Below are 25,602 nucleotides of genomic sequence, written 5' to 3' on the forward strand. Positions count from 1 at the left end.
CAGGGCATCCTGTCACATCTACGTGCTTGTGAATTGTTAGGCACGTCCGGCTAGGTAATCAACGCGATGAAATTCTGAATGTGAGGCTACTACTATGACACGGACATATGCCCTCGCCTCGGTGGCGCTGATCGGCGTGCTGATGGCAGGAACCGGCGTTGCGATTTATCTCGCCAAGTCTGGGGACGCCGACCAGTTCGCGCAGTGCCGGCAGGGCATCGTGGCCGGTGGCGGCGGTTCGATCGGCGGCCCGTTCGAGCTGGTCTCGGAAACCGGAGAGACGGTGACGGATGCCGATGTGATCACCGAGCCCACGCTGATGTATTTCGGCTATACCTCCTGCCCCGACGTCTGCCCCTTGGACAGCGTGCGCAACGCCGAGGCCGTCGACATGCTGGAAGAGCGCGGCTTCAGCGTGCAACCGACCTTTGTGACCGTCGACCCCAACCGCGACACGCCCGAGGTCATGGCCGCCTTCACCGACAACGTGCACCCCCGGATGCTGGGACTGACCGGGACGACCGACCAGACCCAGGCGGCGGCGAGCGCCTACCGGGTGTATTACCAAGTCCACGACGATGGCACCGACCCCTATTACCTCGTCGACCACACGGCCTTTACCTATCTGATGCTGCCCGAGGTGGGCTTCGCCGAGTTCTTCAACCGCGACGTCACCCCCGGCGAAATGGCCGAGCGCACGGCCTGTTTCATCGAAGCTGCCGGTTAGGGCGGCACGCGACCCCGGACAGAAAAAGGGCCGCCCGATGGGGCGGCCCTTTCGCTTTGGTGTCGGTGATCTCAGCCTTTGGAGAATTCCGGGTAGGCTTCCATGCCGAGCTCGGCGACGTCGAGGCCGTTGATCTCTTCCTCTTCGCCGACCCGAATGCCGACCGTGCCTTTCAGCGCCAGCCAGACGATCAGGGAGACCACGAAGACGAAGATGCCGATGGCTGCAATGCCGAGGATCTGCGCGCCCCAGTTGCCGGTGTAGAAGGCGACGGCGAGCGTGCCCCAGATGCCGGCGAAGAGGTGCACCGGGATCGCACCGACGACGTCGTCGATCTTCAGCTTGTCGAGAAGCGGCACGGTGAAGACCACGATCAGGCCACCCACGGCACCGGTCAGGAGCGACCCGAAGAGCGACGGCGCAAGCGGTTCGGCGGTGATCGACACGAGGCCCGCCAATGCGCCGTTCAGCACCATGGTAAGGTCGACCTTGCCGTACATCACCTGCGTGAGGATCAGGGCAGCAACCGCGCCGGCCGCAGCGGCCATGTTGGTGTTGGCGAAGATCCGCGAGATGTCAGCCACGTCGCCAATGGTTCCCATCGCCAACTGCGATGCGCCGTTGAAGCCGAACCAGCCGAGCCACAGGATGAACGTACCCAAGGTTGCCAGCGCCAGGTTGGAGCCGGGGATCGGGTTGACGCGGCCATCCTTGTATTTGCCCAGACGCGGGCCGAGGATGATGGCACCGGCCAGCGCCGCGAAGCCACCTGCGGCGTGCACGAGGGTGGAGCCTGCGAAGTCGGAGAAGCCCGCCTCGGACAACCAGCCGCCGCCCCACTGCCAGGACGCCTCGATCGGGTAGATCAGGCCGGTCAGCACGACCACGAAGATCAGGAAGGGCCAGAGCTTGATCCGCTCGGCCAAGGTGCCCGAAACGATCGAGGCCGTGGTGGCGCAGAACATCAGCTGGAAGAAGAAGTCCGACCCGACAGAGGCGTAATCAAGCGCCGTTTCCGTATCGGCGAGGCCCACCGGCTCCAGCGAGGTGATGGCGAAGAACGGGCCGAGCCAGCCTTCGATCAGCCAGTCGGCCGGGTACATGATGCCGAAGCCGACCAGCCAGTACATGATCGCCGCGATGGAGAAGAGCGCGATGTTCTTGGTCAGCTGCATCGCGACGTTCTTGGAACGCACGAGACCCGCCTCGAGCATCGCGAAGCCTGCGGCCATCCAGAACACAAGGAAGCCGCCGATCAGGAACAGCAGCGTGGTGAAGATGTAGGAGGTGTGCAGCGCGGCCTCGTCCTGGGCCGCAGCCATGGACGGCAGCGCAATCGCCGCGGCTGCCATGGCCGGAAGTAGATACTTGGTATTCATCGGATTGTTTCCCTTACCCATCGCCGCTTACAGAGCGTCGTCGTTGGTTTCGCCGGTGCGCACCCGCAGGGCGCTGTCCACGTCGAGAACGAAGATCTTGCCGTCGCCGATCTTGTCGGTCTTCGCGGCAGAGCGGATCGTCTCGACGACCTGCTCGGCCATGGACGCGGCCACGACGATTTCGAGCTTTACCTTCGGCACGAAGTTCACGGCGTATTCGGCGCCGCGATAGATTTCCGTATGACCGGACTGCGAACCGAAGCCCTTGATCTCGGTCACCATCATTCCGCCCACGCCAATGGCGGTCAGCGCCTCGCGGACCTCCTCCAGCTTGAACGGTTTGATTGCTGCAATGATGAGTTTCACTGTCTGTCACCCCTTTGCGGTTTTGACTGTCCCTCACGACCCCGGAAGCGGGGCGCTATGGAGGGTAAGACAGGGCGTATGACCCATCGGGGGCAATGAATCGGGGGGCTTTAAGGAGGCGTTAACGGCTGTTTTGCAAAATTCTTGCGCAATTTGGCGGAAACGCCCTAATTTTGGGCAACGTAGAGACAAGCAAGGTTCCGCCACCTCTTCGCTTTCCCCATGAATATGGATAATGTGGCCGTTAAATGAGGTAGGCCCCGGCAAAAGCGCAATCGGGCCCCCAAGACGAGGCAAGAACGAGATGAGCCCTTCCGGCAATGGCAAACGGCGGCTGGTGGCCGACCGGCGGACCTCCACGACACCCAAACGCACCGGTGCGACCCGTGGTGGTAACGGCGGTGGCACGGGCGGACGCAAGCCGCGCAAGGCGCGGGCCACGCGTCGGAAGGCGCCGCAGCGCAAGGGTTTTCTGGGGTTTGTCGGCCGCGTCTTCCGGTTCATCACGCATCTGATCTGGAGCTTGATCTGGCGCAGCGCGGCCGTTGTCGCGCTGATCGTCGCGCTCGCGACGGGCTACTACTACGTGCAACTGCCCGATGTGACCCAACTTCTTGACGCCCGGGCGCGCGGCTCGGTCACGATGCTGGACCGACACGGAGAGGTCTTTGCCTGGCGCGGAGAGCAGTTCGGCGGCGCAATCACACCCGACACCGCCTCGCCCCATCTGGTGAACGCGGTCGTTGCTACGGAAGACCGCCGCTTCTGGCGGCATCTCGGCGTGTCTCCCCGCGGCATCGCCTCTGCCATCCGGATCAACCTTTCCGAGGGGCGCGGGCCGTTTTCCGGGCATGGCGGCTCCACCATCACGCAGCAGGTGGCAAAGCTGCTGTGCCTCGGGCGCGGCTATGACCCCAATGAATATGACAGCGAGGCCGATTACGAGGCCGATTGCCGCCGTACGACCCTGTGGCGGAAAATTCAGGAAGTGCCGTTCAGCTTCGCGATGGAGCTGCGCTATTCCAAGGCCGAAATCCTGTCGGTCTACCTCAACCGCGCCTATCTCGGCGCCGGCTCCCGCGGTTTTGAAGCCGCGTCGCAGCGGTATTTCGGCGTTCCCTCCGCCGACGTAAACCCGCAGCAATCCGCGATGCTCGCGGGCCTCCTCTCGGCTCCGTCCTACTACGCGCCGACCCGCGATCTGCAACGGGCACAGGAACGGGCCAACGTGGTGCTGAACCTGATGGAGGAGCAGGACTATCTGAGCGCGGAGGAGGCCGACCGCGCCCGCGCCAACCCCGCCACCCTCTCGCAAGCGGCAAGCCAGGACACCGGCGGCTATTTCGCCGACTGGATCATGTCTGTCGGTCCCGACTTCCTGACCGGCGACACCACCGAGGATGTCATCATCCGCACCACCTTCGACCCGGACATCCAGGCGGCGGCGGAAGCCTCGATCCAGAACGTCTTTGCCGAGCAGGTCCGCGAAGGATCTGAGGCCGAAGCCGCCATCGTCGTGATGAGCGCCGACGGTGCCGTGCGCGCCATGGTGGGCGGCCGCGATCTGTCTGGCGGCGGCACCTTCAACCGAGCGGTGCAAGCCGTCCGCCAGCCCGGCAGCGCCTTCAAACCCTTCGTCTATGCCACCGCGCTGGACCTCGGATGGCGCTTCGACGACATGATTCTCGACGCCGAGCTCTGCATGGATGTGCCGGGGTCAGGGCAATATTGTCCCGAGAACTACACGCGCCAGTTCTACGGAATGGTAACGCTGACCGAGGCGCTGCAGAGCTCCCTCAACACCGCCGCCGTGCGACTCTCCGAAGAAGTCGGCCGCGACCTCGTCCGACAGGTGGCCGGTGATTTCGGCATCGAGAGTGACCTCGCCGCGGGGCCGGCGCTGGCCTTGGGCGCGTCGGAATCCACCTTGATCGAGATGACAGGCGCCTACGCGGGCATTCTGAACGGTGGCTCCGCCGTGCGCCCCTACGGCATGACCGAACTGCGCCTGATGGAAGAAGCCGAGCCGATGTTCGAGCAGCAGACCGGTATCCGTGAGCGCGTGATTTCAGAGGATTCCGCCCGGCAACTCACCTACATGATGAGCCGCGTGGTCGCCGAAGGATCGGGCCGCCGTGCCGCGCTGCCGGATCGCCCCGCTGCGGGCAAGACCGGCACCACCAACAGCGCGCGCGATGCGTGGTTCGTGGGTTTCACCGCCGATTACGTCGCAGGTGTCTGGATGGGCTACGATGACAACCGGCCGCTTTCCGGCGTGACCGGCGGTGGCCTGCCCTCCGAGATCTGGCGGCAGGCGATGGAGCAGATCCACGCGGATCTCCCGGTCCGTCCCTTGCCGATGATCGACCCCGTTGCGGAAGCGGGCCAAGGCAACGCGGGCGCTTTTGTGGATGCCGAAGGGCGCGCCTTCCCGGTGAACCCGAATACCGGAGATGTCCTGCGAACCGACGCCGATGGTGTCATCCGCGGGCCGGTCACGCCGCAAGGAACTCGAGTGCCGCTCGGCGGCGGTCAGGGGCCGCGCAACATCGGCGATGCCGTCAACAACGTGTTGAACCAGCTCTTCGGACCGCTGCGCTAAAGGAGGTCGCGCCGGGTTCAATACCCGAGCGCGATACCATCCTTGCGCGGGTCCGAGCCGCCTTCCAGCACGCCGTCGGGATGAATGCGGATCGCCTGCGCCCCGCCAATCGGCTGTAACGGCGTGATCAGCTTGTGGCCCTTCTGTGCCATCCCGTTCCGCATTTCCTCGCTGTAGCCACGCTCGACCCGGACTTCGCCGCCCTCCGCGAAAGCGCGCGGCGCATCGATCGCCGCTTGCGGGTCCATACCGTAGTCCACCACGTTCGACACAAAGCGCGCATGACCCGTCGATTGCCACGCGCCCCCCATGACGCCAAACGGCATGGTCGAACCATCGCCAAGCTTCAGTACGCCGGGGATGATCGTGTGAAGCGGCCGCTTGCCGGGCCCGGCTTCGTTCGGATGTCCCTTCTCCAGCGTGAAGCCGCCTCCGCGGTTCTGGAAAAGGATGCCGAACTTGTCTGACGCGAAACCCGATCCGAAGGAATGGAACACCGAGTAGATCAGGCTCACCGCACGGCGCTCACTGTCGACCACGGTGATATAGACCGTGTCCTTGTGCACGTTGTCGGAGGCCGCGCGGGGATCCGGCATGGCAGTGTCCGGGTCGATCAATCCCGCCAGCCGCGCCGCCGTATCCTTCGACAGAAAATGGTCGAGCTTCGAGACGTGATCGGGGTCGGCAAGGAACCGGTCGCGCGCATCATACCCGAGCTTCGTGGCCTCGGCCTCCAGATGCGCCCGCTGCGTGCCGAAGGGGTTCTCCTGCGGCGTCAGCGTCTCGAGCATGTTGAGGATCAGCATCGCCGTTGCGCCCTGGCCGTTGGGCGGCAGTTCGATCAGCTCCGCGTCGCGGTAGGTTGAGCGCAGCGGGGTGACATAGTTGCAGGCGGTCTTGGCAAAATCCTCTGCCGTATGGGTGCCGCCGAGCGCCTGCAGACTGGTGAGCATGTCTTCCAGCACCTCGCCTTCGTAGAAGCCCGCCCGCCCTTCGGCGGCGATCCGGCGCAAGACCTCGGCCTGTCCCGGCGCCTTGAACCGGGCGCCGACCGGGAGCGGTTTGTCGTCCTGCAGGTAATGCCGCCGGCCCGCGCCTTGCAGCACATCCGCAGATGTCGCGTAGTCCAGCGCCACGCGCGGCGCGATCGGGATGCCAGCGTCGGCATAATGGATCGACGGCGCCAGAACGTCGGCGAGGGGCAGTTTGCCGTGATCCTCGTGCAGGCGGCAGAACCCGTCAACAGCACCCGGCACCGTCACCGCGCTGATGTCGTAAAGCGGCATGGTGTCGTGCTGCGCGCGGAGGGCATCGGCGCTCAACCCCGCGGGCGCCCGGCCCGAACCGTTGAGGCCGATGATCTCACCATCCGGTTGCGCCACGAGCGCGAACATATCGCCCCCGATCCCGGTGCTTTGCGGCTCGCACAGCCCAAGAAGGATCGCGGCGCCAATCGCGGCGTCTACCGCGTTGCCACCCTGTTGCAGAAGCGAGATCGCGACCTGCGCCGCAAGAGGATGCGACGTGGCGCACATGCCGTTGTCGGCGAAGACGGCGGACCGTCCGGGTTGGTGAAAATCTCGCATCGTGCCCCTCGTGTTGTGTCGACGCCAGACCCTAATCAGCTCTGCGCGAGGGGCAAGGGGAAGTGCGAAGGGAGGAGGTTTGTGGCTGCAGAGTTCCTCGACGCCGCGCTCTGGGTGGGGGCTTTGATACGCGACGCCGAGGGAAGCCTCTGCAGCTACGAGAGGAGGTATGCCCCCCCATCGCGGCGCGCTTTAGGTCAGATTGGGGCGCTTGTGTGACGCATCTCCGAATGATCCTAACACTTTAGACAAATTGTCGTTGTCGGCGCAGCCATGCGGTTAGATGTAGCCGATCCGGAATTGCGACCCTGCCCAGTGGGCGTCGGCTATATGCTTGAGAAGCTGTCCCACGCGGCGCTCTCCCGAGCGCAGAAGCCTTCACGATTAGTGAAAAGCGCCGACCCGGAACGTCACGGATACGGTATCAGGAAGGCCAACTGGTTGGTGCTGTCGACACGGCGATAGCGCAGTTTCTCGGTCAGTTCACACACCATGGCCCATCCGAATCCGCCCTCGGGAAGCGCCTCTCGATTCGTCGGATCAAAATGCACCTTGCCAGCGCCGAGACGCATCATGCTGTCCGGCATCCGTGCGCCGTGATCCATGACCTCGCACCACAGGCCGTCTTCGCGCAGCCAGATCGAGACGGCGATCGGGTGCCCCGGCTCGAAGCCGTAAGCATGTTCGACCACGTTGTTCAGTACCTCCCCCAATATGATCTGGGAGGTATCGCAGGTCGCCCCATCAATCTTCGCCGCGCGCACGGCCGCGCGCGTCTTCTCCAAGGCATGGCGCACGGGGATGGAGCCCGACAGGAACCGCAGGGCCACGTCAGGCGCTTTGTCTTGTGACATCAAGGGGCCCTCCGACCGCGGGGCGAGCGCCCTTTCGCGGGGCTCGCCCAATTGCCATGTCACCTGCTGGTCCGGCACGTCCCTCACTCTGCTGCGGTCGGTCCTGCCGCTGCAAGGGCCGCGTCGACGGTCGGAAATATGGAGAAGACGGCATTCATCCGCGTCAACGTCATGACCTTCTCGACCGGCGGTTGCAGCCCGGCCAACGCCATGTGCCGCCCGCGCCCGAGCGCCTTGTAGACCGCCACGATCGACCCAAGTCCGCTCGAATCGAGGAACTCGACCTCGCTCAAGTCGAAAATCACGTCACCGCCGCCAGCCGTCAGGTTCCGGAACGCTTCCTTGAACTGGATCGCTATGCTTGCGTCGAGGCGGGAATCCGCGATGTGAACGACACCGACGGTGTCGTGTTGGGTGTAGGTCAAATTCATCGCATGTTCCTCATGGTCTGCATTTGCTAGGACCTTAGGCAACAAGTCTTACCATTTCGTTTTTGCAACGCCGCCAATTGGAGGATCGATGGAACAAATCGTCATTACCGGTGCCGCGCGCACCCCCATGGGCGGCTTTCAGGGCGCCCTGTCGCCGGTCTCGGCCTCCGAACTCGGCGGCGCGGCGATCAAGGCCGCAATCGGAGACGCGGTCGTCGATGAGCTTCTGATGGGCTGCGTCCTGCCCGCCGGACAGGGGCAGGCTCCGGCGCGTCAGGCCGGGTTCCACGCAGGTCTCGGCGAAAGTGTCCCGGCGACGACCCTGAACAAGATGTGCGGCTCCGGCATGAAGGCCGCGATGATGGCCTACGATTCGCTGGCGCTCGGACAGGCCGATGTGATCGTGGCCGGCGGCATGGAATCGATGACCAACGCGCCCTACCTGCTGCCCGCGATGCGCAGCGGCGCCCGGATCGGGCACCAACAGACGGTCGATCACATGTTCCTCGACGGATTGGAGGACGCCTACGACAAGGGCCGCCTCATGGGCACCTTCGCCGAGGATTGTGCCGAGGCATTTCAGTTCACCCGCGATGCGCAGGACGCTTACGCCCTCGGCTCGCTGGAAAACGCCCTCGCGGCGATCAACTCCGGTGCCTTCGATGACGAGGTGACGCCGGTCACGGTCAAGACCCGCAAGGGCAGCGCCGAGATCACCACCGACGAGCAACCGGGCAACGCGCGCCCCGACAAGATCCCGCAGCTCAAGCCCGCTTTCCGCAAGGACGGCACGGTCACGGCGGCCAATTCCTCCTCCATCTCCGACGGCGCCGCCGCGCTCACCCTCGCGCGCGCGTCCGCGGCCGAGGCGCAGGGCCTGCCGGTCCGCGCGCGCATCCTCGGCCATGCCTCCCACGCCCATGCGCCTGCGCTTTTCCCCACCGCCCCCGTTCCGGCTGCCAAGAAACTGCTGGACCGGCTCGGCTGGAGCGTCGATGACGTCGATCTCTGGGAAGTGAACGAAGCCTTCGCGGTCGTCCCCATGGCCTTCATGCACGAGATGAACATCCCCCGCGAGAAGCTGAACGTGAACGGCGGCGCCTGCGCGCTTGGCCATCCGATCGGCGCCTCGGGCGCGCGGATCATCGTCACGCTTCTCCATGCCTTGGAGGCCCGCGACCTCAAGCGCGGCGTTGCAGCCATCTGCATCGGCGGCGGTGAGGGCACTGCCATCGCCATCGAGCGCGACTAACCCTTCACCTTTTCTTAAATACGAAATCCCACGATGGCCGACTACGCAACGCTCTCCAGAACCATCGCCTCGCTGACCGAAGGCGAAACCGACACCGTGGCCCTCATGGCAACCCTCGCCTGCGAGCTGCACCATGCCGACGACCGCTTCGACTGGACCGGCTTCTACCGGGTCACCGAGCCGGAGCTTTTGAAGATCGGCCCCTACCAGGGCGGCCACGGTTGCCTGCAGATCCCCTTCTCGAGAGGCGTCTGCGGCGCCGCCGCGCGTACCGGCGAGACGCAGCTCGTTGCCGACGTCGATGCCTTCCCCGGCCACATCGCTTGCGCCTCCTCCACCCGGTCTGAGATCGTCCTGCCGGTGCGCAACGCGGCTGGAGAGGTCATCGCGGTTCTGGATATCGACAGCAATCAGCCTGACGCCTTCACTGAAGAGGACGCGAAGGAGCTGGAAGCCATCCTCCACGCCACCTTTGGCACCGTCGGCTAGCCGCGCGGCAGGGGCACGACCTCGGCGCCGGGGGAGAGTTCCTCGAAGTCGAACGCATCGAGCCGCTCGGCCCGCTTGCCCGCCCGGGCAGAGGCGGTGAGGATCCCCGCCACGTCGGCGCCGGCCATGCGCAGGTGATCCTCCAGCTTGCCAGCCCGCTCGCCGACGATCTCCACATCCCGGTGCAATTGCCGCAGCGCCTTGCGGATCTCGCCCGCCTGCTCGCGCATCCGCGCATCCTTCATCACCGCGCGCATGGTGTTGAGCGTCGCCATGCAGGTGGTGGGCGAGACGATCCAGACCCGCGCGTCGAAGCCTGCGCGCACGACTTCCGGAAGGCGCGCGTGCAGCTCCGCGTAGACTGCTTCCGAGGGCAGGAACATCAGCGCGCCGTCGGCGGTCTCCCCTTCGATGATGTATTTCTCGGAAATTGCCTTGATGTGTACCCGCACTGCCGCCCCGAAAGCCTTGAGGGCCTGCGCCTGGGCTTCCGGCTCGCGCGCGCGCATCAGTGCCTCGTAGGCCTCCAGCGGGAACTTGGAATCGATCACGATCGGTCCCGGCGGGTTCGGCAGGCGGATCAGCACATCGGCCCGCTTGCCGTTCGACAGGGTCGATTGCAGCGCATAGGCATCGGGCGGCAGGGCGCCCGAGACGATATCGTTAAGCTGTATTTCCCCGAACATCCCCCGGCGCTGCTTGTTCGAGAGGATATCCTGCAGCCCCAGAACGTCGCCCGAAAGCTTTTCGATCTTCGCCTGCGCGCGGTCGATCTGTTCCAGCTTCTGCTGCAATTCCCCAAGACTCCGCGCGGTGCGGGTGGAGGTGCCGTGCAGCGTCTCGGACATGCCCTTCTGCACCTCCTCCAGCCGCCGCTCCATCGCCTCCTGCATGGAAGCCTGAGCCCGTGCCTGATGTTCGGAGACAGAGGCCAGCCCGCCGGCCAGTCGTTCCTGCCCTTGGCCAAGAGCCTGCACCGTTTGACCGAGCGCCGCCATGTGGTGCGCCAGCGGCTCCACCGCGCGGGCCGAGCGTTTCGCGGCGCGCAGGGCCGAGAGAATCAGGATCAGCAGCACGACCAGCAGCGCCGCGCCGCCCAGAGCGGCCAGCGTCGACGGATCGCTCAGATCCACTTGGATCTCTCCAACGGTAATCACGTGCGCCCGAAGAGCCGCTCGATGTCGGCCAGCTTCAGCTCCACGTAGGTGGGCCGCCCGTGGTTACACTGCCCCGAGAGCGGCGTCGCCTCCATCTCGCGCAGGAGCGCGTTCATCTCGTCGGCGCGCATCTGCCGCCCCGATCGGATCGAGCCGTGGCAGGCGACGCGGCTCAGCACCGCCTCGACCCGCGCTTGCAAGGTCTGGCTGTCGCCGAGGTCGGCCAACTCATCCAGCACGTCGCGCAGCATCGCCTCGGCGTTGATCTCGCCCAGGATCGCCGGGGTCTCGCGCACTGCGATGGTGCCCGGCCCGAAGGGTTCAATGACCAGCCCGAAGCGCGCGAGCTCCTCGGCATGGTCCAGCAGCCGGTCGGCGTCGGGGCCGAGGGTGATGATCTCGGGGATCAGCAGCGCCTGCCGGGCGACGCCATTCTCGGCCATCTGCTTCTTGAGCTTCTCGTAAACGAGCCGTTCATGGGCGGCGTGCTGGTCGACCAGCACGATGCCGCGCGGGGTCTGCGCGATGATGTAGTTCTCGTGCACCTGCGCGCGCGCCGCGCCGAGGGGGCCATCGCTCTCGATCACCGCCTCGTCAACGCGGGCCGAGGGCGCGGCCCACTGCGGTGCGGGCTCATGCATTTGCCGGATCGGCGCGAAGCCCCGTTGTTGTCCCGTCCGGTCCATCTGGTAGACCCGCGGCGCATCATGGGAAAGCGGCGCGCGCTCTTCATGCGCCGGCTGGAACGCCTGCATGGTGGCATCCGCAACGGTCGTGGACGCCCGGTGCCCCGCTTCGGCCAGAGCGTGGCGCAGCCCCGTCACGATCAGGGAGCGTGCCACGGCAGGTTCGCGGAATCGCACCTCGGATTTGGCCGGATGCACGTTCACGTCGACGCGCTCGGAGGGGCAGCCGATGAACAAGACGGCGGCCGGGTGCCGGTCGCGCGAGAGCACGTCCATGTAGGCCGCGCGCAGGGCGCCGATCAGCAGCTTGTCGCGCACCGGGCGGCCGTTGACGAAGAGGAATTGCGCCACCGCCGAGCCGCGCGAATAAGTCGGCAGGGCGGCATAGCCTGTCAGGTTCAACCCTTCCCGGTCGGCGTCGATCAGCAGGGCATTGTCGGTGAACTCGCGCCCCATGATCGCGGTCAGCCGCCCGCGCAGGGCATCGAAGAGGTCGCCGCTTTCGGGATCGACGCGGAAGGTCGTACGCTCCCCCTCCGTCACGTCCTTCAGGGTGAAGCCGATGGAAGGCTCAGCCATGGCCAGCCGCTTCACCACGTCCGAGATCGCCTGCATCTCGGCGCGGTCGGTGCGCAGAAACTTGAGCCGCGCGGGTGTGGCGTAGAACAGGTCGCGCAGCTCCACTACGGTGCCGGTGTTCAGCGCCGCCGGCCTGACCGCTTCGTGGGTCCCGCCGGTCACCCGGATCATATGCGCCGCGTCCGAGGCGCGGGAGGTGATCGAGAGCCGCCCGACGGAGCCGAGCGAGGGCAGAGCCTCCCCACGAAAGCCGAAGGAATGGATATTCAGCAGGTCCGAGCCGTCGATCTTGGACGTGGCGTGCCGCGACAGCGCCATCGGCAGATCGTCCGCTTCCATCCCGCAGCCGTCATCGGTGACGCGGATCAGGGTCTTGCCGCCGTGGGCCACCTCCACCATCACGCGCCGGGCGCCGGCGTCGATGGCGTTTTCCACCAGTTCCTTCACCGCCGAGGCAGGGCGCTCCACCACTTCGCCTGCCGCGATACGGTTTACCGCGGCTTCGTCCAATTGACGGATCACGGGGCGCATCGGCGCATCATCTGTGGATATGTTGGGGTTCAGGTTGGCCATGACGCAACCTGTAGCATGTCGCCCGGCCTCGGGGAACCGATTCTGCGCAGGGCGACGTGGCGGGAACGGGCGGCGAGGGTACCCCCGCCGCATCGATCCTAGTTCTCGGTCGGCAGACCCTCAGGCTGCCCCACGACGACGAAGTGCAGCGCGTCGCTGTCGACCAATTCGGCGGCGACGCGCTGGATATCCTCGACCGTGACAGCGCGCACGTTGTCGTTGCGCGACGCGATGTAGTCGATCGGCATGTCGTCGGCCTGCATCGCCGCAAGAATGCCTGCGATCGTGCTGTTGCCATCGAACCGCAACGGATAGGCACCGGTCATATATTGCTGCGCGGCTGCAAGCTCGGCCTCGGTGATGCCGTTCTCGGCAATTTCTGCCCATTCGTCCTGCACGACCTCGATGGCTTCGGCGACCAGCGCGTTGGAGGATGAAAACCCGCCCTGCATCATCGGGGCGGACTTGCTCAGCCCCAACCACGTGCTGATGCCGTAGGTCAGCCCGCGCTGTTCGCGTACTTCCTCCATCAGGCGAGAGCGATAGCCGCCGCCGCCAAGGACCTGGTTCATCACGAAAGCCGGAAAGAAATCCGGGTCGTCCCGTGCAATGCCCGCATGGCCGAAATAGACCGATGACTGCGGCGTGGGGAAGTCGACCACGGTGATGCCGCCCACGTCCGAGACCTCGGACGGCTCGGGCAAGGCCACGTCCGAAGTGGGCAGGTCCCCAAGCAGCGTATCGAGGATCGGCCCGAGCTCCTCGGCGGACATGTCACCTGCGACACCGACGGATACACGGTCACGCACCAGCGCGCTGCGGTGGGCGGCGATCAGGTCGTCGCGGGTCAGGGCGGCGACGCTTTCCGGCGTCCCTTCAAGGCGGCTGCCGTAGGGGTGGTCGCCGAAGGTCAACGCGTTGAACTCGGCCGCGGCAATGGTGTCGGGATCGTTGGCGTCGGCCTCCAGCACCGACAGAACCTGCCCGCGCACCCGCTCGACTGCGTCTTCGTCGAAGCGGGGCTCCAGCAAGACGTCCCGCAGAAGCGCCAGCACCTCGCCGCGGTTCTGGGTCAGCATCTGGACCGAAATCACCAGCTCGTCGCGATAGATGTCGAAGCTGAACGATGCCGCGAGGCCCTCCAGCTCCGCCGCGAAGGTCTGCGCGTCCATGTCGCCCGCGCCCTCTTCCAGAAGGGCGGTCATCAGATGGACGGCCCCGCGCGCGTCGGGCCGGTCGATCGAGCCTCCGCCCTCGAACCACAGGTCCATGGCCACGAAGGGGATCGAATTGTCTTCCACCAGCCACGCCTCGATGCCCCCGTCGGAGGTCACGGGCTGGATATTGACGATGTCGGCATAAGACGGCACGGCGAAGGCGAGGGCGGCCACAAGGGGCGTCAGGAAACGGGCGATCATTGGGAGACTTCCTCGGTCATCGGGGCAGTTTCGGGAGTGGAGGCGTCGGCACCATCGGCGCCGGCTTCCGCTGCATCTTCCGGTTCAGCAGTCGGCTGCGACGCGGCGGCTGCTGCTGCGTCTGCCTCAGGCTCGGCCGCCTCATCGGGGCTTGGTTGCATCAGGTAACCGATGGTGGTGGCCTCCTCGGCGAACAACTCGCGGGCGATCTCCATGACGTCGTCGATGGTGGTTGCTGCCAGCACGTCCGGCCAGGCCTGCACATCCGCGACGGTCAGCCCCGAGGCCAGCGCCGCGCCATAGGCCCGCGCAAGACCCGCCGCGTCGTCTTCCTCGTAGATCCGCGCGGCCTCGATCTGGAACATGATCCGCTCGAACTGCGCCGGATCGATGCCCTCTTCGAGAAATTCGTCAACCTCGGCGAGGATATGGTCTTCGGCTTGCTCCAACGACGTTCCGGGCAGGGGCATGTTGATCAGGGTGAAGGTGGTCTCGTCCAGACTGGTGCCGCCGTAATAAGCGCCCACGAAGAGGCTCCGCTCGTCCTCCAGCTGCATCTCGCGCGGCAGGACCGAGGTGAAACCGGACCCTGCAAGGATCTCGGCCAGCAGTGTCAGCGCCGCGGCCTCTTCCTGCGCGCCGGCGTTCCGTTCGGGCGCGAGGTAGTTGATCGAGACATAGGGGTTGGCGACGCGCGCGTCCTCGTAGATCACCCGACGCTGCGCGATATGGGGCGGCTCCGAGGGCCGCTCACGGGTTTCCTGCGCCTCGATATCGGGGTTCGCGGGGATGGCGCCGTAGTGCTCCTCGGCCAGCGCGCGGACCTCGTCCGGAGTGGCATCGCCCGCCACGACGAGGATCGCGTTGTTGGGGTGGTAGTGCCGCTCGTACCAGTCGCGGGCATCTTGCAGGCTCAATTCCTCCATCTCGTGGCGCCAGCCGATGATCGGACGTCCATAGGGATGGTTCAGGTAAGTCGCGGCGGCGAGTTGCTCGTTGAACAGGGCGCCGGGCGACGTGTCAGTGCGCTGTGCCCGCTCCTCGAGGATCACCTGCCGCTCGGTGACGACCTCATCCTCGGCCAGCACCAGATCGCGCATCCGGTCGGCTTCCATCTCCATCATCAGCCCCAGGCGGTCTGCCGCGACGCGCTGGTGGTAGGCCGTGTAGTCCCATGACGTGAACGCATTGTCCGAGCCGCCGTTCTCTTCCACGATCCGGCTGAACTCGCGGCTCTCCAGATCATCCGTCGCCTTGAACATCAGGTGTTCGAGGAAATGGGCGATGCCCGACTGGCCCGGCTGCTCATCGGCAGAGCCTGCGCGGTACCAGACCATATGGGTCACGGCGGCGGTGCGGTGATCTTCGATCACCACGACCTGCATGCCGTTGTCGAGGGTGAATTCGGTGACTTCACCGGCGGCGTTCGCAGCGAGCGGCAGGGCCGTAAGGCCGATGGCAAGGCCGAGGCCAGCCAGATGGGGGCGGATCATGAAGGCGTCTCCGAGACGGTTGAACGTTGCGTTGAATGTATGAGCTTTCCCAAGCGCATCAACAGTCCTGACGCAGACGTGTTGGCCCGAGGCGGGCAGGTTTCCCGTAGCTTGTCGCTGAGCGATGCACGCGGCACGCGCGAACCCATGCTGAAAGACCCCGCTTGCGGGGCTCGGGTCACGGGAGGGAATTGATGATCACAAACCGGGCGGCGGCGCGCTTGGGGTCTGGACGCCGGCACGGCGCAAACGCTCCAACTCGGCGTAGCGGTCAAGGGACTGCTGGCGATAGGCGCGGAAATAGACGTTGCTCTGGAACAGACGCTCCAGCAGACGGCCGCTGTTGTTCTGGCGATAGGCCAGATCCTCTGCCGCGAGCGTGCCGCGGATATTGGGCGCGACGCCAAAGCGCGAAGCATGGTTGACCAAGCCGCCCGCGTTCGCGTTGGCCCGCGCGACATTGCCGCCAAGGGCCGCGATCGCATCGGCTTCCGGCGTGGGATCGGCGCGGTTGGTGCCGCCCAAGGTGGGCGTCGGCAAGACGTTGCGATTGGCAGGCAGTTCCAGCTCGGACGTGGGAACGATTGCGAACTCGTCCGGCCCGGACTCGGTGTTACGCAGGTTCATCAACGTCGGCGTGCCATTCGAACAGGCGGTCAGCCCGAGGGTGGCAGTCATCAAAACCAGAAGTGTTGCGCGCATAGCCATCGAAGTCTCCTTGGCGCTTGGTCTAGCGCATCTTCAAACGCCCGTCACGGGGTTATCTCTCGGACGGCATCACGCCGCCGTCTTTCCCGATTCCGAGAACAGCAAGAGGCCAAGGGCGCCGACGACTACGCCGATATCGGCGATGTTGAACGTATAGGGGTTCTGAATGCCGCAGCAGGACATGTTGAGGAAGTCGATCACCGCGCCATGGATCACCCGATCCAGCGCATTGCCGAGCGCGCCGCCGATCACCGCGCCGGCGCTGAGCAGCGCGACAGGCCGCGTCAGCCCGGTCTTCGCCCAGTAGAACAGCCAGCCGCAGATCAGCAGCGCCAGCACGATGAGCCCGTAGCGCGTCACCTCGGGCCCGCCCGCGAGGATGCCGAAGTTGATGCCGGTGTTCCAACCGAGATGGAAGACAAGGAACGGCGGAAAAACCTCGAGGTGGATGCGCTCGATGAGGTTGAGGCCGTAGAGCACACCGTATTTCGACCCTTGATCGATCAAGAACCAGAACAGGGCGCTGAGATAGACGAGCCGCATCTTGTCTTCCTTGCATGGGTCGTGGGCAGGGCCGGGGGTGGCTGCCCCGGGGCGTTGCCGCCCCAAGGCCTGTCGGTTGGTCAGTGACGGAAGTGGCGCATGCCGGTGAAGACCATCGCCAGCCCCGCCTCATCAGCGGCCGCGATCACCTCGTCATCGCGCATCGAGCCTCCGGGCTGGATCACCGCCGTGGCGCCCGCCTCGGCCGCCGCCAGAAGGCCGTCGGCGAAGGGGAAGAAGGCGTCGGACGCCACGACCGAGCCCTTGGCCGGCGTCTCGGCCAGCCCGCATTCCTCGCCCATCCGCGCGGCCTTCAGCGCCGCGATGGTGGAGCTGTCCACGCGGCTCATCTGGCCCGCGCCGATGCCCACGGTCGCGCCGCCCTTGGCATAGATGATCGCGTTCGACTTGGTGTGTTTCGCGACCGTCCAGGCAAAGCGGAGGTCTGTCATCTCCTGCTCCGCCGGTTGCCGCTTGGTCACCACCTTCAAGGCGTCCGAGGGCACGAAACCGGTGTCCTTGTCCTGCACCAGCAACCCGCCGGCCACCTGCTTGTAGGCCACCATCGGCGCGCGCGGATCGGGCAGGCCGCCGGTGGTCAGCAGGCGCAGGTTCTTCTTCGCGGCGAAGATCGCCTTGGCGTCCTCATCCGCGTCGGGTGCGATGACGACCTCGGTGAAGATCTGCACGATCTCTTCCGCCGTCGCCGCGTCGAGGGTCTGGTTCAGCGCCACGATGCCGCCGAACGCCGAGGTCCGGTCACAATCGAAGGCCGCCTTGTAGGCCGCCACGAGGCTCTCGCCGCGCGCTACGCCCGACGGGTTGGCGTGCTTGATGATCGCCACGGCAGGGCCGTCCGAAGGTGCGAATTCCGAGACCAGTTCGAAGGCCGCGTCGGTGTCGTTGATGTTGTTGTAGCTCAGCGCCTTGCCCTGATGCTGCTCGGCGGTCGCCACGCCGGGGCGAGACGAGCCATCAAGGTAGAAGGCCGCCTTCTGATGCGGGTTCTCGCCGTAGCGCATCTCCTGCGCGAGGCTTCCGGCGAAGGCGCGGTGGGGCGGCGTTTCGATCTCGGCCGCACCCGCCATCCAGCTGGAGACGGCGGCGTCATAGGCGGCGGTCCGGGCGTATGCGGCCTGCGCCATGCGCTGGCGGAACGCGAAAGAGGTGCCGTCCTGCGCTTCCAGTTCTTCCAGCAGCCCGGCGTATTGCGCCGGATCGGTCAGCACGCTCACCGCGCCATGGTTCTTCGCCGCCGCGCGGATCATCGCAGGCCCGCCGATATCGATGTTCTCAATGCAGGTGTCGTAATCCGCACCCGCGGCCACCGTCGCCTCGAAGGGGTAGAGGTTCACCACCAGCAGGTCGATCGCCCCGATGCCGTGCTCTTCCATCGCCGCCACGTGATCCTGATTGTCACGCAGCGCCAGAAGGCCACCGTGGATCATCGGATGCAGCGTCTTGACCCGGCCGTCCATCATCTCGGGGAACCCCGTCACCTCGGAGACGTCGCGCACCTCGAGGCCGGCCTCGCGCAACGCTTTCGCCGTGCCGCCGGTTGACAGCAGCTCAACCCCGCGCGCGGCAAGCGCCTTGGCGAAATCGATCAGGCCGGTCTTGTCGGAGACGGAGAGCAGGGCGCGGTTGAGGGGGGCGGGGTTGGTCATGGGCGATCCTTTTAGATGGCGTCCCCGCGAGGTTCACAAGGACAGGTCGGGGGCCGGCAACAACGCGGAGGGGCGCGCGATGGACCAGCTGACAGCGGCTCCATAGCCCCTCACGCGGGACGTTAAAACGATCTGTTTTGTCGCGCGGGGTTTCAGGCGGGTATTATCGAAGTAGATCGACGGCATGATCGACATCTCGGCCTCTCCGCCATGGCGGAACACCCAGACCTCGTCCGTGGGAAGGGTCAGCGAGATGGCCGCCCCGCCCATGTCGAGTTCGACCGCCACATCGGGGTGCAGATGAAAGCGCGCTGCAAACCGCAGGCCGACGTCCGAGGGGAGGTTCCGGTTCACCCGCGTGAAACGGCTGCGGTCGTCACCGTCAAGCGCGGCCAAGCCATCCTCGCCGCGCAAGAGGTTGCCATGATCCTCCAGCGTCAGGGAGCGCAGGTGCACCAGCCCGTGGGTCCGGCGCCAGCCGTCGTGGGACAGGACGATGCCCTCGCCGCCGGTCACTTCCGAGACTTGGATCGACACATCGCTCGGACCCTCGGCAAACCCCTGACGCTCTACCGGCACATCCGAGGCCTTGTGGGCGAAACGGGACGAGGAATACCCCTCGAGCGATACCGTCGAATGGCTGACCGTGGCCCGGCCCGCCCGGCGCCACGATGCGCCGAAAGCCGCGCCAGAGCCCGCGTTGACGATCAGCGGGTGGTTGGCCGAGGCCATCTCGAAGGACAAAGTTCCCGCATGGGCGTTGGTCGAGCCCGGCCCCATCATCGGCGGCGCGGCATCGGTGATCACGGTCACGCGGCCCGAGGCCATGCGCGCGTATCCCATCGCCAAGCCCTTGATCCGCGAGGGCCGCACTCCCGATTGCACCAGCGCCCCGATCAGCCGCCCCGGCGCGCCGCGCCCGCCGCCGTGAGCGCGCACGAGGCTGCCGTCGGCGTGGCGCATCGCGCGAAGCGTCGGCGCGATCCGCATGATCGCCGTGTCCACCGCCGGGTCGGCGCGTTTGCCGGTCTCCTGCAGGATCTGCGCAATCCATGTGAGCAGGACGAAGACCTCCAACAGCTCTTCCGGGTTGCGGGTGACGATGCCGCCCTGCGCATCGATCTGGGTGGCGCACTCCCGCGCCAGCCCGTTCAGCGCCGGATCAAGGGCGGTCTCCATCCCGATCAGCGTACAGGCGGAATAGATCAGGCCCGTCAGCGCCTCGAAGCGCGGCAGACCGGCCGAGGCGCGTTTCCAGCGCTTGCCAAGAAAATTCGTCTGCCGCGACAGGGCGAGGTGGAAGCGCCGCATCTCGGCCGGGGTTTGGCTGTTCATCAGGAACAGGGCATGGGTGATCCATCGGATCTGCCGACGCCCGGTCAGATCAGCGCTCCACCCCGGTCCGGCCCCCTTGCCGTAGCGGTCGATCCACTGCGACAGCCAGAGCTGCGCCGTGGCACGCCCCTCGTTGTCGGGCACCGCGGCGAGGTCATCGAGCCAACTGAAACCGTGCAGCGCGGCCTCGAAATCATCGTTCGGCGCGGCAATGTCCCAAGGGCAGGTGTCCGGCGCTTCGATCAGCGCGCCCCCGATGCGAAAGTTTCCCGCCATCAACTGGCGCCCGCGCGCGGCCGAGCCGGGAAAGCGCACTTCGGGCTTCCAGAGAAATCCCTGCATTCGCGGCCCCCACCCGGCGGCCCGAGCGGCCCACCGATGGGTCAAACGCGCGCCCGTGCCCTGCGGCTGGCGCGGCCTTGCGGGTGACGGGGGAACGGGTTCTGACATCTATTGTCTGCTCGCCTGAAGGATCAGCGCGGCCATATCACGACCGGCGCAACGCGGCCATATAGAAGCCGTCCATCCCGCCCTTGTCAGCCCAATAGGAGGGCCAAAGGCGCAATCCGCCCGCCTCGCTCGCCCAGTGAGGCTCTCCCCCGAGGGCGACCGGATCGGTCGGAACCACACTAAGATCCTCGTGCCGCTTCAGGGCGGCCTTGATCTGGAACTCGCCCTCCACCGGCAGCAGAGAGCAGGTGCAATAGACCAACGTGCCGCCGGGCTTGAGCAGGGTCAGCGCGTGATCGATCAACTGCATCTGCAGCTTGGTCAAAGGCTCGATCTCGTCGCCGGTCTTGACGAAGGGCAGGTCGGGATGCCGGCGGATGGTGCCGGTGGCCGAGCAGGGAGCATCCAGCAGGATCGCGTCGTAGCTGCCCTGATGGTGCAGCGCATCCTCGGTCACGAGATTGGCGGAAAGCTGCGTGCGGCCGAGGTTCTCGGCCACGCGCTTCATCCGCGGGCCGGAGATGTCGAGCGCGGTCACCTCTGCGCCCGCCGCCGCGAGTTGCATGGTCTTACCGCCCGGCGCCGCGCAGATGTCGAGCACCGATTTGCCCGCAACGTCGCCCAGAAGCTTCACCGGCAGGGCGGCGGCGGCATCCTGGACCCAGAACTTGCCATCGGCATAGCCGGGCAGGGCGCTCACTTGCGGATGATTGTGCAGCCGCAAGGAGCCCGTCGGCAGCACATCCGCTCCTTCCAGCGTGAAATCCGAGTCGCGGGGGGTCAGGTCAATCGGCGGCACCTGCGCTTGCGCCGCTTCGATGGCCTTGATCCCCTCGGCCCCGATCCGCTTGCGCAACGCCTTATCGAGCCACGGCGGCAACCGCTGCGGTTGCGTCTTGGCCCACGCCTCGGGCCCCTCGGTCGCGACCTTGCGCAAGATGGCGTTCACCATGCCCTGCGCCTTTCGGGTCTGGGGCTGCGTCTTCGCGATGCCCACCAGATCACTGACGACGCCATGGGCATCCTCGCCATTCACCAGCAGCTCGACGGCGCCCAACCGCAGGATGTTGTGGACCCCGATTTGCGGCTTGCGTTGCGTGTAGGGGCGCAGCAGCGCGTCTACCGCCCCAAGGTTGCGCAACACGGCCAGCGCCAAGCGGTTGGCCCGCGCGGCCTCGGCGCCGACGGCGGGCACCTCGACCTGACCCAGGATCTGGCGATCGCGCAGGACGGCGTTGAGCAGGATAAGGGCAGCGGGACGCGCTTTCATGGGCGGAGTTCCTTGTTCCGAGAGCTTTGCCGCGTATATCAGGTGGGATGAACACACAAGCCGGAGGCCCTGCCGTGACCGATCCCAAGGAGCTGACCCCCGAAGCGCAACGCGCCCTGGCCGAGGCCGCGGAACGCCGCGCCAAAGCGGAAGACCCGAAGCTGCCGCGTGAGCTCGGCGGTCGCGATGGCCCCGAGCCGGTCCGCTACGGCGATTGGGAGCGCAAGGGCATCGCCGTCGATTTCTGACCGCCCGCCCGCTCCCGGACCAGATCCTTGCAAGGATCTGCCCACTCCCTTGCAAGGGAGTGCTTAAAACTCTTGCAAGAGTTTTTCCCGCCCGGACGCGCCGATCACGCCAGGCCTAGGACCGACATCATCGAGTAATGACCGGGCTCGCGACCTTGCCCCCAGAGCGCGGCCTTCAACGCCCCGCGCGAAAAGATCGCCCGGTCGGTTGCCAAGTGGCGCAGGACGATGCGTTCACCATCGGCGGCGAAGATCACGTCATGTTCGCCAACGACGTCACCGCCCCGGATCGCCGAGAACCCGATATCCCCGCGCTTGCGGGCCCCGGTGATGCCGTCGCGCCCGCTGTCCTTCACGTCGCTCAGCTCCAGCCCACGCCCGCGCGCGGCGGCTTCTCCCAACATCAACGCGGTGCCCGAGGGCGCGTCGACCTTGTGGCGGTGGTGCGCCTCGACCACTTCGATGTCGAAATCCGCGTCTAGCGCGGCGGCTACCTGTTGCGTCAGCCGCACCAGCAGGTTCACCCCGAGGCTCATGTTGCCCGCCCGCACGATGCAGGCGTGGTGGGCGCAGGCGTCCAGGATCTCGATGTCGGCGTCGGACAGGCCCGTGGTGCCGATCACGTGCACCGCGCGGGCCTGCGCCGTCAATTTCGCGTGAGCGACCGTGGCCTCGGGCGAGGTGAAATCGATCACCGCCTGCGCCTTGACGATGGCCTCCAGCGGGTCGTCCACGACTGGCACGCCCGAGGCGGCGCCACCCATCGCCTCGCCCAGATCGGCCCCCACCCAATCGTGGCCGGGGCGTTCTGTTACAGCAACAAGATGCGCCCGATCCGAGGCATCCACCGTCTCGATCAGCATCTGCCCCATGCGGCCCGATGCGCCCATCACGGCAATGCCGACGCTGCTCTTAGAGTTGGACATTTTCGCCTCCATCCACTTTGGCATCGGTCGTAACGGAACCTGGCCGAACTGAAAAGCGTCAGCTTGCGGGAGGCGGCCTCATGGCCTACCTCTGGGGTAAGGGGAAATCGAGCCATGGCACGCAGCAAGAACCAGAACGGCGCAAGCAAGTCGCAACGACAGCTTCGGGTCGGAGAATTGATCCGCCGCACCTTGTCGACGGTGCTGGCGCGTGCCGAGGTGCATGACCCGGCGCTGAACGCCATGTCGATCACCGTGGGCGAGGTGCGGACCTCGTCCGACCTGAAGATCGCGACGGTCTACGTGATGCCGCTCGGCGGCTCCGGCAAGGACGAGGCGATCGAGGCATTGAAGCGCAACAAGGGCGAATTGCGTCGGTTGCTCGGCAAGGACCTGAAGCTGAAATACCTGCCGGATCTGCGCTTCGTGATCGACCAGACCTTCGACCAGATGGACGCCACCCGCGAGATGCTGTCGCGCGCAGAAGTGCGCCGCGACGTGGAACTGGTGCGCGAGGACGACGACCAGCCCGACGGGGAGACCGAAGCATGATGCGGCCGCTTCTTCTGGCCCTCGCGCTTTTCGCTCCGACCACCAGCAACGCCCAATGCGAGACGGTTCTGTTCGATGACGCGGAGTTCACGGCCTGCGAGATCGAGATGACCGACGCGGACGTGCGCCTGTTCCTGCGCGACGAAGCGGGAGAGATCCTGGGCACCTTCGGCCGGGTCGAGACCCTTCTGCCCGAAGGCACGCATCTGGGCGTCGCGATGAATGCCGGCATGTTCCACGACGATCGCTCCCCGGTGGGGCTCTACGTGGAAGACGGTGAGCAGGAAATGCGGATCATCACCTCTGACGGTCCCGGCAACTTCGGCCTGCTGCCAAACGGGGTCCTTTGCCTGAACGAGGGCCGGGCGGCGGTAATTGAGAGCCGCGCCTTCGAGGAAACCGCGCCGGAATGTCGTCACGCCACGCAATCCGGTCCGATGCTCGTGATTGACGGAGAGTTGCACCCGCGCTTCATCCGCGACAGTGACAGCACGAACATCCGCAACGGTGTCGGCGTCAATGCCGAGGGTGACCGGATGTGGATGGTGATCTCGGACCAGGCGGTAAACTTCCATCATTTCGCGCGTTTCTTCCGCGATTACCTGGAAACGCCGAATGCGCTCTACTTCGATGGCCGCGTCTCGCGGCTGCACGCGCCCCAGATCGGTCGCTCGGACCTCGGGTTTCCGATCGGGCCGATCCTCGGCGTGGTGGTTGACGCGGAGCAAGGCGACGGCTAGCCCGCCTTTCTGATTTTGGAGGGGTGCACGCATGGCACGCAGAAAAAAAGGCCGCGACATTTCAGGTTGGGTGCTGGTGGACAAGCCAGCGGGGCTGACCTCGACTGCCGTGGTCAACAAGGTGCGCTGGTGCTTTGACGCCAAGAAAGCCGGTCACGCCGGGACGCTCGACCCTGATGCGACGGGGATGTTGCCGGTGGCGCTTGGTGAGGCGACCAAGACGATTGCCTATATGGGCGATGATCTGAAGGCCTACGAATTCAGGGTGCGGCTTGGCGTGGCGACGAAGACCGACGACGCCGAGGGAGAGGTCATCGAAACTTCTGACGCGCGGCCCAGTGACGCCGAAATCGAAGCAGCGCTGCCGGCCTTCGTGGGGGATATCCAGCAGGTCCCGCCGCAGTTTTCCGCCGTGAAGGTGGACGGCGAACGCGCCTATGACATCGCGCGCGGAGGCGGTGAGATGGAACTGGCCGCCCGCGATCTCTACGTCGAAAGCCTCTCGGTCATCGGGCGGCCGGATACCGACCACGTGGATCTGGAATTTGTGTGCGGCTCGGGCGGCTACGTCCGCTCCATCGCGCGGGATCTGGGGCGCGCTTTGGGGTGCCTCGGCCACGTCGAGTGGTTGCGTCGGACCTGGGTTGGGCCGTTCGATATCGAGGATGCGGTGCCCCTGTCTCGGGTGGAAGAACTGGCGCGGACGGAGGAAATCGACGGGTTGCTGCAGCCGGTGGGCATGGCGCTTCATGCGATACCTGAGCTGCGCGCGACCGAAGCAGGCGCGGCGCGCTTGCGGAACGGCAATCCCGGCGGCGTGCTTCCCGGTAACGTCGAATACGGCGATATGGCCTGGGCTTCGCTGAACGGTCAGCCCGTGGCCGTTGGCCGTTTCCGCGCTGGCGAGTTGCATCCCGAGCGGGTGTTCAATCTTTAATGTCGGGACGGGCAGGGTGGCGTCGCCCACCCACCCGCCCCGACGCCACCCTGCCCGGCGCGTCATCTGCGAGGGTGCGTCGTGGGGCACAAGTGGAAGACGTATTTGAGAAAAGGTGAAGCGATGATCGAGCGGCAGCATGTGAAGGGAGACGCGGCCTCGGTTGCGGTCTATTCCGACTGCGAGCGGTATCGCTATGCGCTCACCCGGGTGTGGGATCCGGAGGGGGAGCGGGCATTGTTCATCATGCTCAACCCGTCGACAGCGACCGAAGTGCAGAACGATCCGACGGTGGAGCGGTGTGAGCGGCGCGCGCGGGCCTTGGGGTTCGGGTCGTTTCGGGTGCTCAACATATTTGCGTACCGCGCGACCGACCCGCGCGACATGCGGCGCGCCGATGACCCGGTCGGGCCGGAGAACGATGCGGCGATCCTCGAAGGGTTGGAATGGGCGGACCGGGTGATTTGCGCCTGGGGCACCCATGGGGAGCATCTGGGTCGCGGTCCGGAAGTTGCCGCGTTATTGCGCGGCACGGGACGGCCCTTGCTGCATCTGGGCTTGTCGAAAGCGGGGCATCCCAAGCATCCGCTTTATATTGGCTACAAGGTGCAACCCGAGGCCTGGGAGGCTTAAG

24 protein-coding genes are annotated in these 25,602 nt (G+C 65.9%); 9 read left to right on the forward strand and 15 right to left on the reverse strand.

The genetic code is table 11. The annotated features are described in order from the left end of the window. Positions 1-94 precede the first annotated feature (94 nt). Positions 95-727, forward strand: coding sequence for an SCO family protein (locus tag KYE46_RS02620; RefSeq protein WP_219003264.1), 633 nt, complete (start codon positions 95-97; stop codon positions 725-727). A 71-nt stretch (positions 728-798) separates the two neighbouring features. Here the strand turns inward: KYE46_RS02620 and KYE46_RS02625 are convergent, their stop codons facing one another. Further along, a complete protein-coding gene (locus tag KYE46_RS02625) occupies positions 799-2,106 on the reverse strand; it encodes an ammonium transporter (RefSeq protein ID WP_219003265.1) in 1,308 nt (435 codons plus the stop codon). 27 nt (positions 2,107-2,133) lie between these two features. Beyond that, on the reverse strand, positions 2,134-2,472 hold the full coding sequence (locus KYE46_RS02630) for a P-II family nitrogen regulator (protein ID WP_219003266.1): 339 nt from the start codon (positions 2,470-2,472) through the stop codon (positions 2,134-2,136). Positions 2,473-2,776: 304 nt separating this feature from the next. On the opposite strand from KYE46_RS02630, the gene KYE46_RS02635 reads away from it, so the two are divergent. Further along, the gene (locus tag KYE46_RS02635) at positions 2,777-5,074 is read left to right on the forward strand and encodes a transglycosylase domain-containing protein (protein WP_219003267.1); all 2,298 of its coding nucleotides are present in this window, start codon (positions 2,777-2,779) and stop codon (positions 5,072-5,074) included. A gap of 17 nt (positions 5,075-5,091) precedes the next feature. Here the strand turns inward: KYE46_RS02635 and KYE46_RS02640 are convergent, their stop codons facing one another. From KYE46_RS02640 to KYE46_RS02650, 3 genes are all read right to left on the reverse strand, one after another. Next, positions 5,092-6,660: a gamma-glutamyltransferase family protein gene (locus KYE46_RS02640; protein ID WP_219003268.1), complete on the reverse strand. Its 1,569-nt coding sequence runs from the start codon at positions 6,658-6,660 to the stop codon at positions 5,092-5,094. A 410-nt stretch (positions 6,661-7,070) separates the two neighbouring features. Continuing rightward, complete coding sequence (locus KYE46_RS02645; RefSeq protein ID WP_219003269.1) at positions 7,071-7,514, reverse strand: ATP-binding protein; 444 nt, start codon at positions 7,512-7,514, stop codon at positions 7,071-7,073. A gap of 83 nt (positions 7,515-7,597) precedes the next feature. Then, positions 7,598-7,945 (reverse strand): STAS domain-containing protein, encoded by a 348-nt coding sequence (locus KYE46_RS02650; RefSeq protein WP_219003270.1) that lies wholly within the window; start codon positions 7,943-7,945, stop codon positions 7,598-7,600. Positions 7,946-8,033: 88 nt separating this feature from the next. On the opposite strand from KYE46_RS02650, the gene KYE46_RS02655 reads away from it, so the two are divergent. Both KYE46_RS02655 and KYE46_RS02660 read left to right on the forward strand, forming a co-directional pair. Next, the gene (locus KYE46_RS02655) at positions 8,034-9,197 is read left to right on the forward strand and encodes a thiolase family protein (protein ID WP_219003271.1); all 1,164 of its coding nucleotides are present in this window, start codon (positions 8,034-8,036) and stop codon (positions 9,195-9,197) included. Between the two features lie 33 nt (positions 9,198-9,230). Further along, complete coding sequence (locus KYE46_RS02660) at positions 9,231-9,686, forward strand: GAF domain-containing protein (protein ID WP_219003272.1); 456 nt, start codon at positions 9,231-9,233, stop codon at positions 9,684-9,686. Here KYE46_RS02660 and KYE46_RS02665 read toward each other — a convergent pair. The 9 genes from KYE46_RS02665 to KYE46_RS02705 form a co-directional block, all read right to left on the reverse strand. Next, positions 9,683-10,843 (reverse strand): DNA recombination protein RmuC, encoded by a 1,161-nt coding sequence (locus KYE46_RS02665; protein ID WP_219003273.1) that lies wholly within the window; start codon positions 10,841-10,843, stop codon positions 9,683-9,685. The genes KYE46_RS02660 and KYE46_RS02665 overlap by 4 nt on opposite strands. Then, a complete protein-coding gene (gene mutL, locus KYE46_RS02670) occupies positions 10,840-12,681 on the reverse strand; it encodes a DNA mismatch repair endonuclease MutL (protein WP_219003274.1) in 1,842 nt (613 codons plus the stop codon). Before mutL ends, KYE46_RS02665 begins: the two co-directional genes overlap by 4 nt. Before the next feature lie 98 nt (positions 12,682-12,779). Beyond that, positions 12,780-14,099 carry a M16 family metallopeptidase gene (locus KYE46_RS02675; RefSeq protein ID WP_219003275.1) on the reverse strand — a complete coding sequence of 440 codons (1,320 nt, stop codon included), beginning with the start codon at positions 14,097-14,099 and terminating at the stop codon, positions 12,780-12,782. Beyond that, positions 14,096-15,592, reverse strand: coding sequence for a M16 family metallopeptidase (locus KYE46_RS02680; RefSeq protein WP_219003276.1), 1,497 nt, complete (start codon positions 15,590-15,592; stop codon positions 14,096-14,098). Before KYE46_RS02680 ends, KYE46_RS02675 begins: the two co-directional genes overlap by 4 nt. Before the next feature lie 198 nt (positions 15,593-15,790). Beyond that, entirely contained in the window at positions 15,791-16,300 is a 510-nt protein-coding gene (locus KYE46_RS02685; RefSeq protein WP_219003277.1) for a DUF3035 domain-containing protein, read from the reverse strand. A gap of 69 nt (positions 16,301-16,369) precedes the next feature. Continuing rightward, positions 16,370-16,843 carry a signal peptidase II gene (gene lspA, locus KYE46_RS02690; protein ID WP_219003278.1) on the reverse strand — a complete coding sequence of 158 codons (474 nt, stop codon included), beginning with the start codon at positions 16,841-16,843 and terminating at the stop codon, positions 16,370-16,372. A gap of 80 nt (positions 16,844-16,923) precedes the next feature. Further along, on the reverse strand, positions 16,924-18,510 hold the full coding sequence (gene purH, locus KYE46_RS02695; RefSeq protein WP_219003280.1) for a bifunctional phosphoribosylaminoimidazolecarboxamide formyltransferase/IMP cyclohydrolase: 1,587 nt from the start codon (positions 18,508-18,510) through the stop codon (positions 16,924-16,926). Between the two features lie 33 nt (positions 18,511-18,543). Continuing rightward, entirely contained in the window at positions 18,544-20,187 is a 1,644-nt protein-coding gene (locus tag KYE46_RS02700; protein WP_219003283.1) for a heparinase II/III family protein, read from the reverse strand. A 145-nt stretch (positions 20,188-20,332) separates the two neighbouring features. After that, a complete protein-coding gene (locus tag KYE46_RS02705; protein WP_219003285.1) occupies positions 20,333-21,565 on the reverse strand; it encodes an RsmB/NOP family class I SAM-dependent RNA methyltransferase in 1,233 nt (410 codons plus the stop codon). 74 nt (positions 21,566-21,639) lie between these two features. On the opposite strand from KYE46_RS02705, the gene KYE46_RS02710 reads away from it, so the two are divergent. Then, positions 21,640-21,813 carry a DUF1674 domain-containing protein gene (locus KYE46_RS02710; protein WP_247716895.1) on the forward strand — a complete coding sequence of 58 codons (174 nt, stop codon included), beginning with the start codon at positions 21,640-21,642 and terminating at the stop codon, positions 21,811-21,813. Positions 21,814-21,917: 104 nt separating this feature from the next. Here KYE46_RS02710 and dapB read toward each other — a convergent pair whose 3' ends face one another. Further along, positions 21,918-22,739 (reverse strand): 4-hydroxy-tetrahydrodipicolinate reductase, encoded by an 822-nt coding sequence (gene dapB, locus KYE46_RS02715; protein WP_219003289.1) that lies wholly within the window; start codon positions 22,737-22,739, stop codon positions 21,918-21,920. 114 nt (positions 22,740-22,853) lie between these two features. On the opposite strand from dapB, the gene rbfA reads away from it, so the two are divergent. The 4 genes from rbfA (at position 22,854) to KYE46_RS02735 (ending at position 25,601) form a co-directional block, all read left to right on the forward strand. Then, a complete protein-coding gene (rbfA, locus tag KYE46_RS02720; protein WP_219003291.1) occupies positions 22,854-23,291 on the forward strand; it encodes a 30S ribosome-binding factor RbfA in 438 nt (145 codons plus the stop codon). After that, positions 23,288-24,031: a phosphodiester glycosidase family protein gene (locus KYE46_RS02725; protein ID WP_219003293.1), complete on the forward strand. Its 744-nt coding sequence runs from the start codon at positions 23,288-23,290 to the stop codon at positions 24,029-24,031. Before rbfA ends, KYE46_RS02725 begins: the two co-directional genes overlap by 4 nt. Positions 24,032-24,062: 31 nt before the next feature. Then, positions 24,063-24,968, forward strand: a complete 906-nt coding sequence (gene truB / locus KYE46_RS02730) for a tRNA pseudouridine(55) synthase TruB (protein ID WP_219003295.1) — start codon at positions 24,063-24,065, stop codon at positions 24,966-24,968. Positions 24,969-25,091: 123 nt separating this feature from the next. Next, positions 25,092-25,601 carry a DUF1643 domain-containing protein gene (locus tag KYE46_RS02735; protein ID WP_219003297.1) on the forward strand — a complete coding sequence of 170 codons (510 nt, stop codon included), beginning with the start codon at positions 25,092-25,094 and terminating at the stop codon, positions 25,599-25,601. Position 25,602: the final 1 nt, after the last annotated feature.

The organism is Gymnodinialimonas ceratoperidinii, assembly GCF_019297855.1.
GTDB classification, from domain to species: Bacteria; Pseudomonadota; Alphaproteobacteria; order Rhodobacterales; family Rhodobacteraceae; genus Gymnodinialimonas; species Gymnodinialimonas ceratoperidinii.

Excerpts from the sequence above, each read along its gene's own strand:
- KYE46_RS02655 (WP_219003271.1), top strand. The coding sequence starts at position 8,034 with ATGGAACAAATCGTCATTACCGGTGCCGCGCGCACCCCCATGGGCGGC.
- mutL (WP_219003274.1), bottom strand. The coding sequence starts at position 12,681 with ATGGCCAACCTGAACCCCAACATATCCACAGATGATGCGCCGATGCGC.
- KYE46_RS02625 (WP_219003265.1), bottom strand. The coding sequence starts at position 2,106 with ATGAATACCAAGTATCTACTTCCGGCCATGGCAGCCGCGGCGATTGCG.
- KYE46_RS02640 (WP_219003268.1), bottom strand. The coding sequence starts at position 6,660 with ATGCGAGATTTTCACCAACCCGGACGGTCCGCCGTCTTCGCCGACAAC.
- KYE46_RS02725 (WP_219003293.1), top strand. The coding sequence starts at position 23,288 with ATGATGCGGCCGCTTCTTCTGGCCCTCGCGCTTTTCGCTCCGACCACC.
- dapB (WP_219003289.1), bottom strand. The coding sequence starts at position 22,739 with ATGTCCAACTCTAAGAGCAGCGTCGGCATTGCCGTGATGGGCGCATCG.
- KYE46_RS02735 (WP_219003297.1), top strand. The coding sequence starts at position 25,092 with ATGATCGAGCGGCAGCATGTGAAGGGAGACGCGGCCTCGGTTGCGGTC.
- KYE46_RS02620 (WP_219003264.1), top strand. The coding sequence starts at position 95 with ATGACACGGACATATGCCCTCGCCTCGGTGGCGCTGATCGGCGTGCTG.
- rbfA (WP_219003291.1), top strand. The coding sequence starts at position 22,854 with ATGGCACGCAGCAAGAACCAGAACGGCGCAAGCAAGTCGCAACGACAG.
- KYE46_RS02705 (WP_219003285.1), bottom strand. The coding sequence starts at position 21,565 with ATGAAAGCGCGTCCCGCTGCCCTTATCCTGCTCAACGCCGTCCTGCGC.
- lspA (WP_219003278.1), bottom strand. The coding sequence starts at position 16,843 with ATGCGGCTCGTCTATCTCAGCGCCCTGTTCTGGTTCTTGATCGATCAA.
- KYE46_RS02645 (WP_219003269.1), bottom strand. The coding sequence starts at position 7,514 with ATGTCACAAGACAAAGCGCCTGACGTGGCCCTGCGGTTCCTGTCGGGC.
- KYE46_RS02635 (WP_219003267.1), top strand. The coding sequence starts at position 2,777 with ATGAGCCCTTCCGGCAATGGCAAACGGCGGCTGGTGGCCGACCGGCGG.
- KYE46_RS02685 (WP_219003277.1), bottom strand. The coding sequence starts at position 16,300 with ATGGCTATGCGCGCAACACTTCTGGTTTTGATGACTGCCACCCTCGGG.
- KYE46_RS02680 (WP_219003276.1), bottom strand. The coding sequence starts at position 15,592 with ATGATCCGCCCCCATCTGGCTGGCCTCGGCCTTGCCATCGGCCTTACG.
- truB (WP_219003295.1), top strand. The coding sequence starts at position 24,063 with ATGGCACGCAGAAAAAAAGGCCGCGACATTTCAGGTTGGGTGCTGGTG.
- KYE46_RS02675 (WP_219003275.1), bottom strand. The coding sequence starts at position 14,099 with ATGATCGCCCGTTTCCTGACGCCCCTTGTGGCCGCCCTCGCCTTCGCC.
- KYE46_RS02700 (WP_219003283.1), bottom strand. The coding sequence starts at position 20,187 with ATGCAGGGATTTCTCTGGAAGCCCGAAGTGCGCTTTCCCGGCTCGGCC.
- KYE46_RS02650 (WP_219003270.1), bottom strand. The coding sequence starts at position 7,945 with ATGAATTTGACCTACACCCAACACGACACCGTCGGTGTCGTTCACATC.
- KYE46_RS02660 (WP_219003272.1), top strand. The coding sequence starts at position 9,231 with ATGGCCGACTACGCAACGCTCTCCAGAACCATCGCCTCGCTGACCGAA.
- purH (WP_219003280.1), bottom strand. The coding sequence starts at position 18,510 with ATGACCAACCCCGCCCCCCTCAACCGCGCCCTGCTCTCCGTCTCCGAC.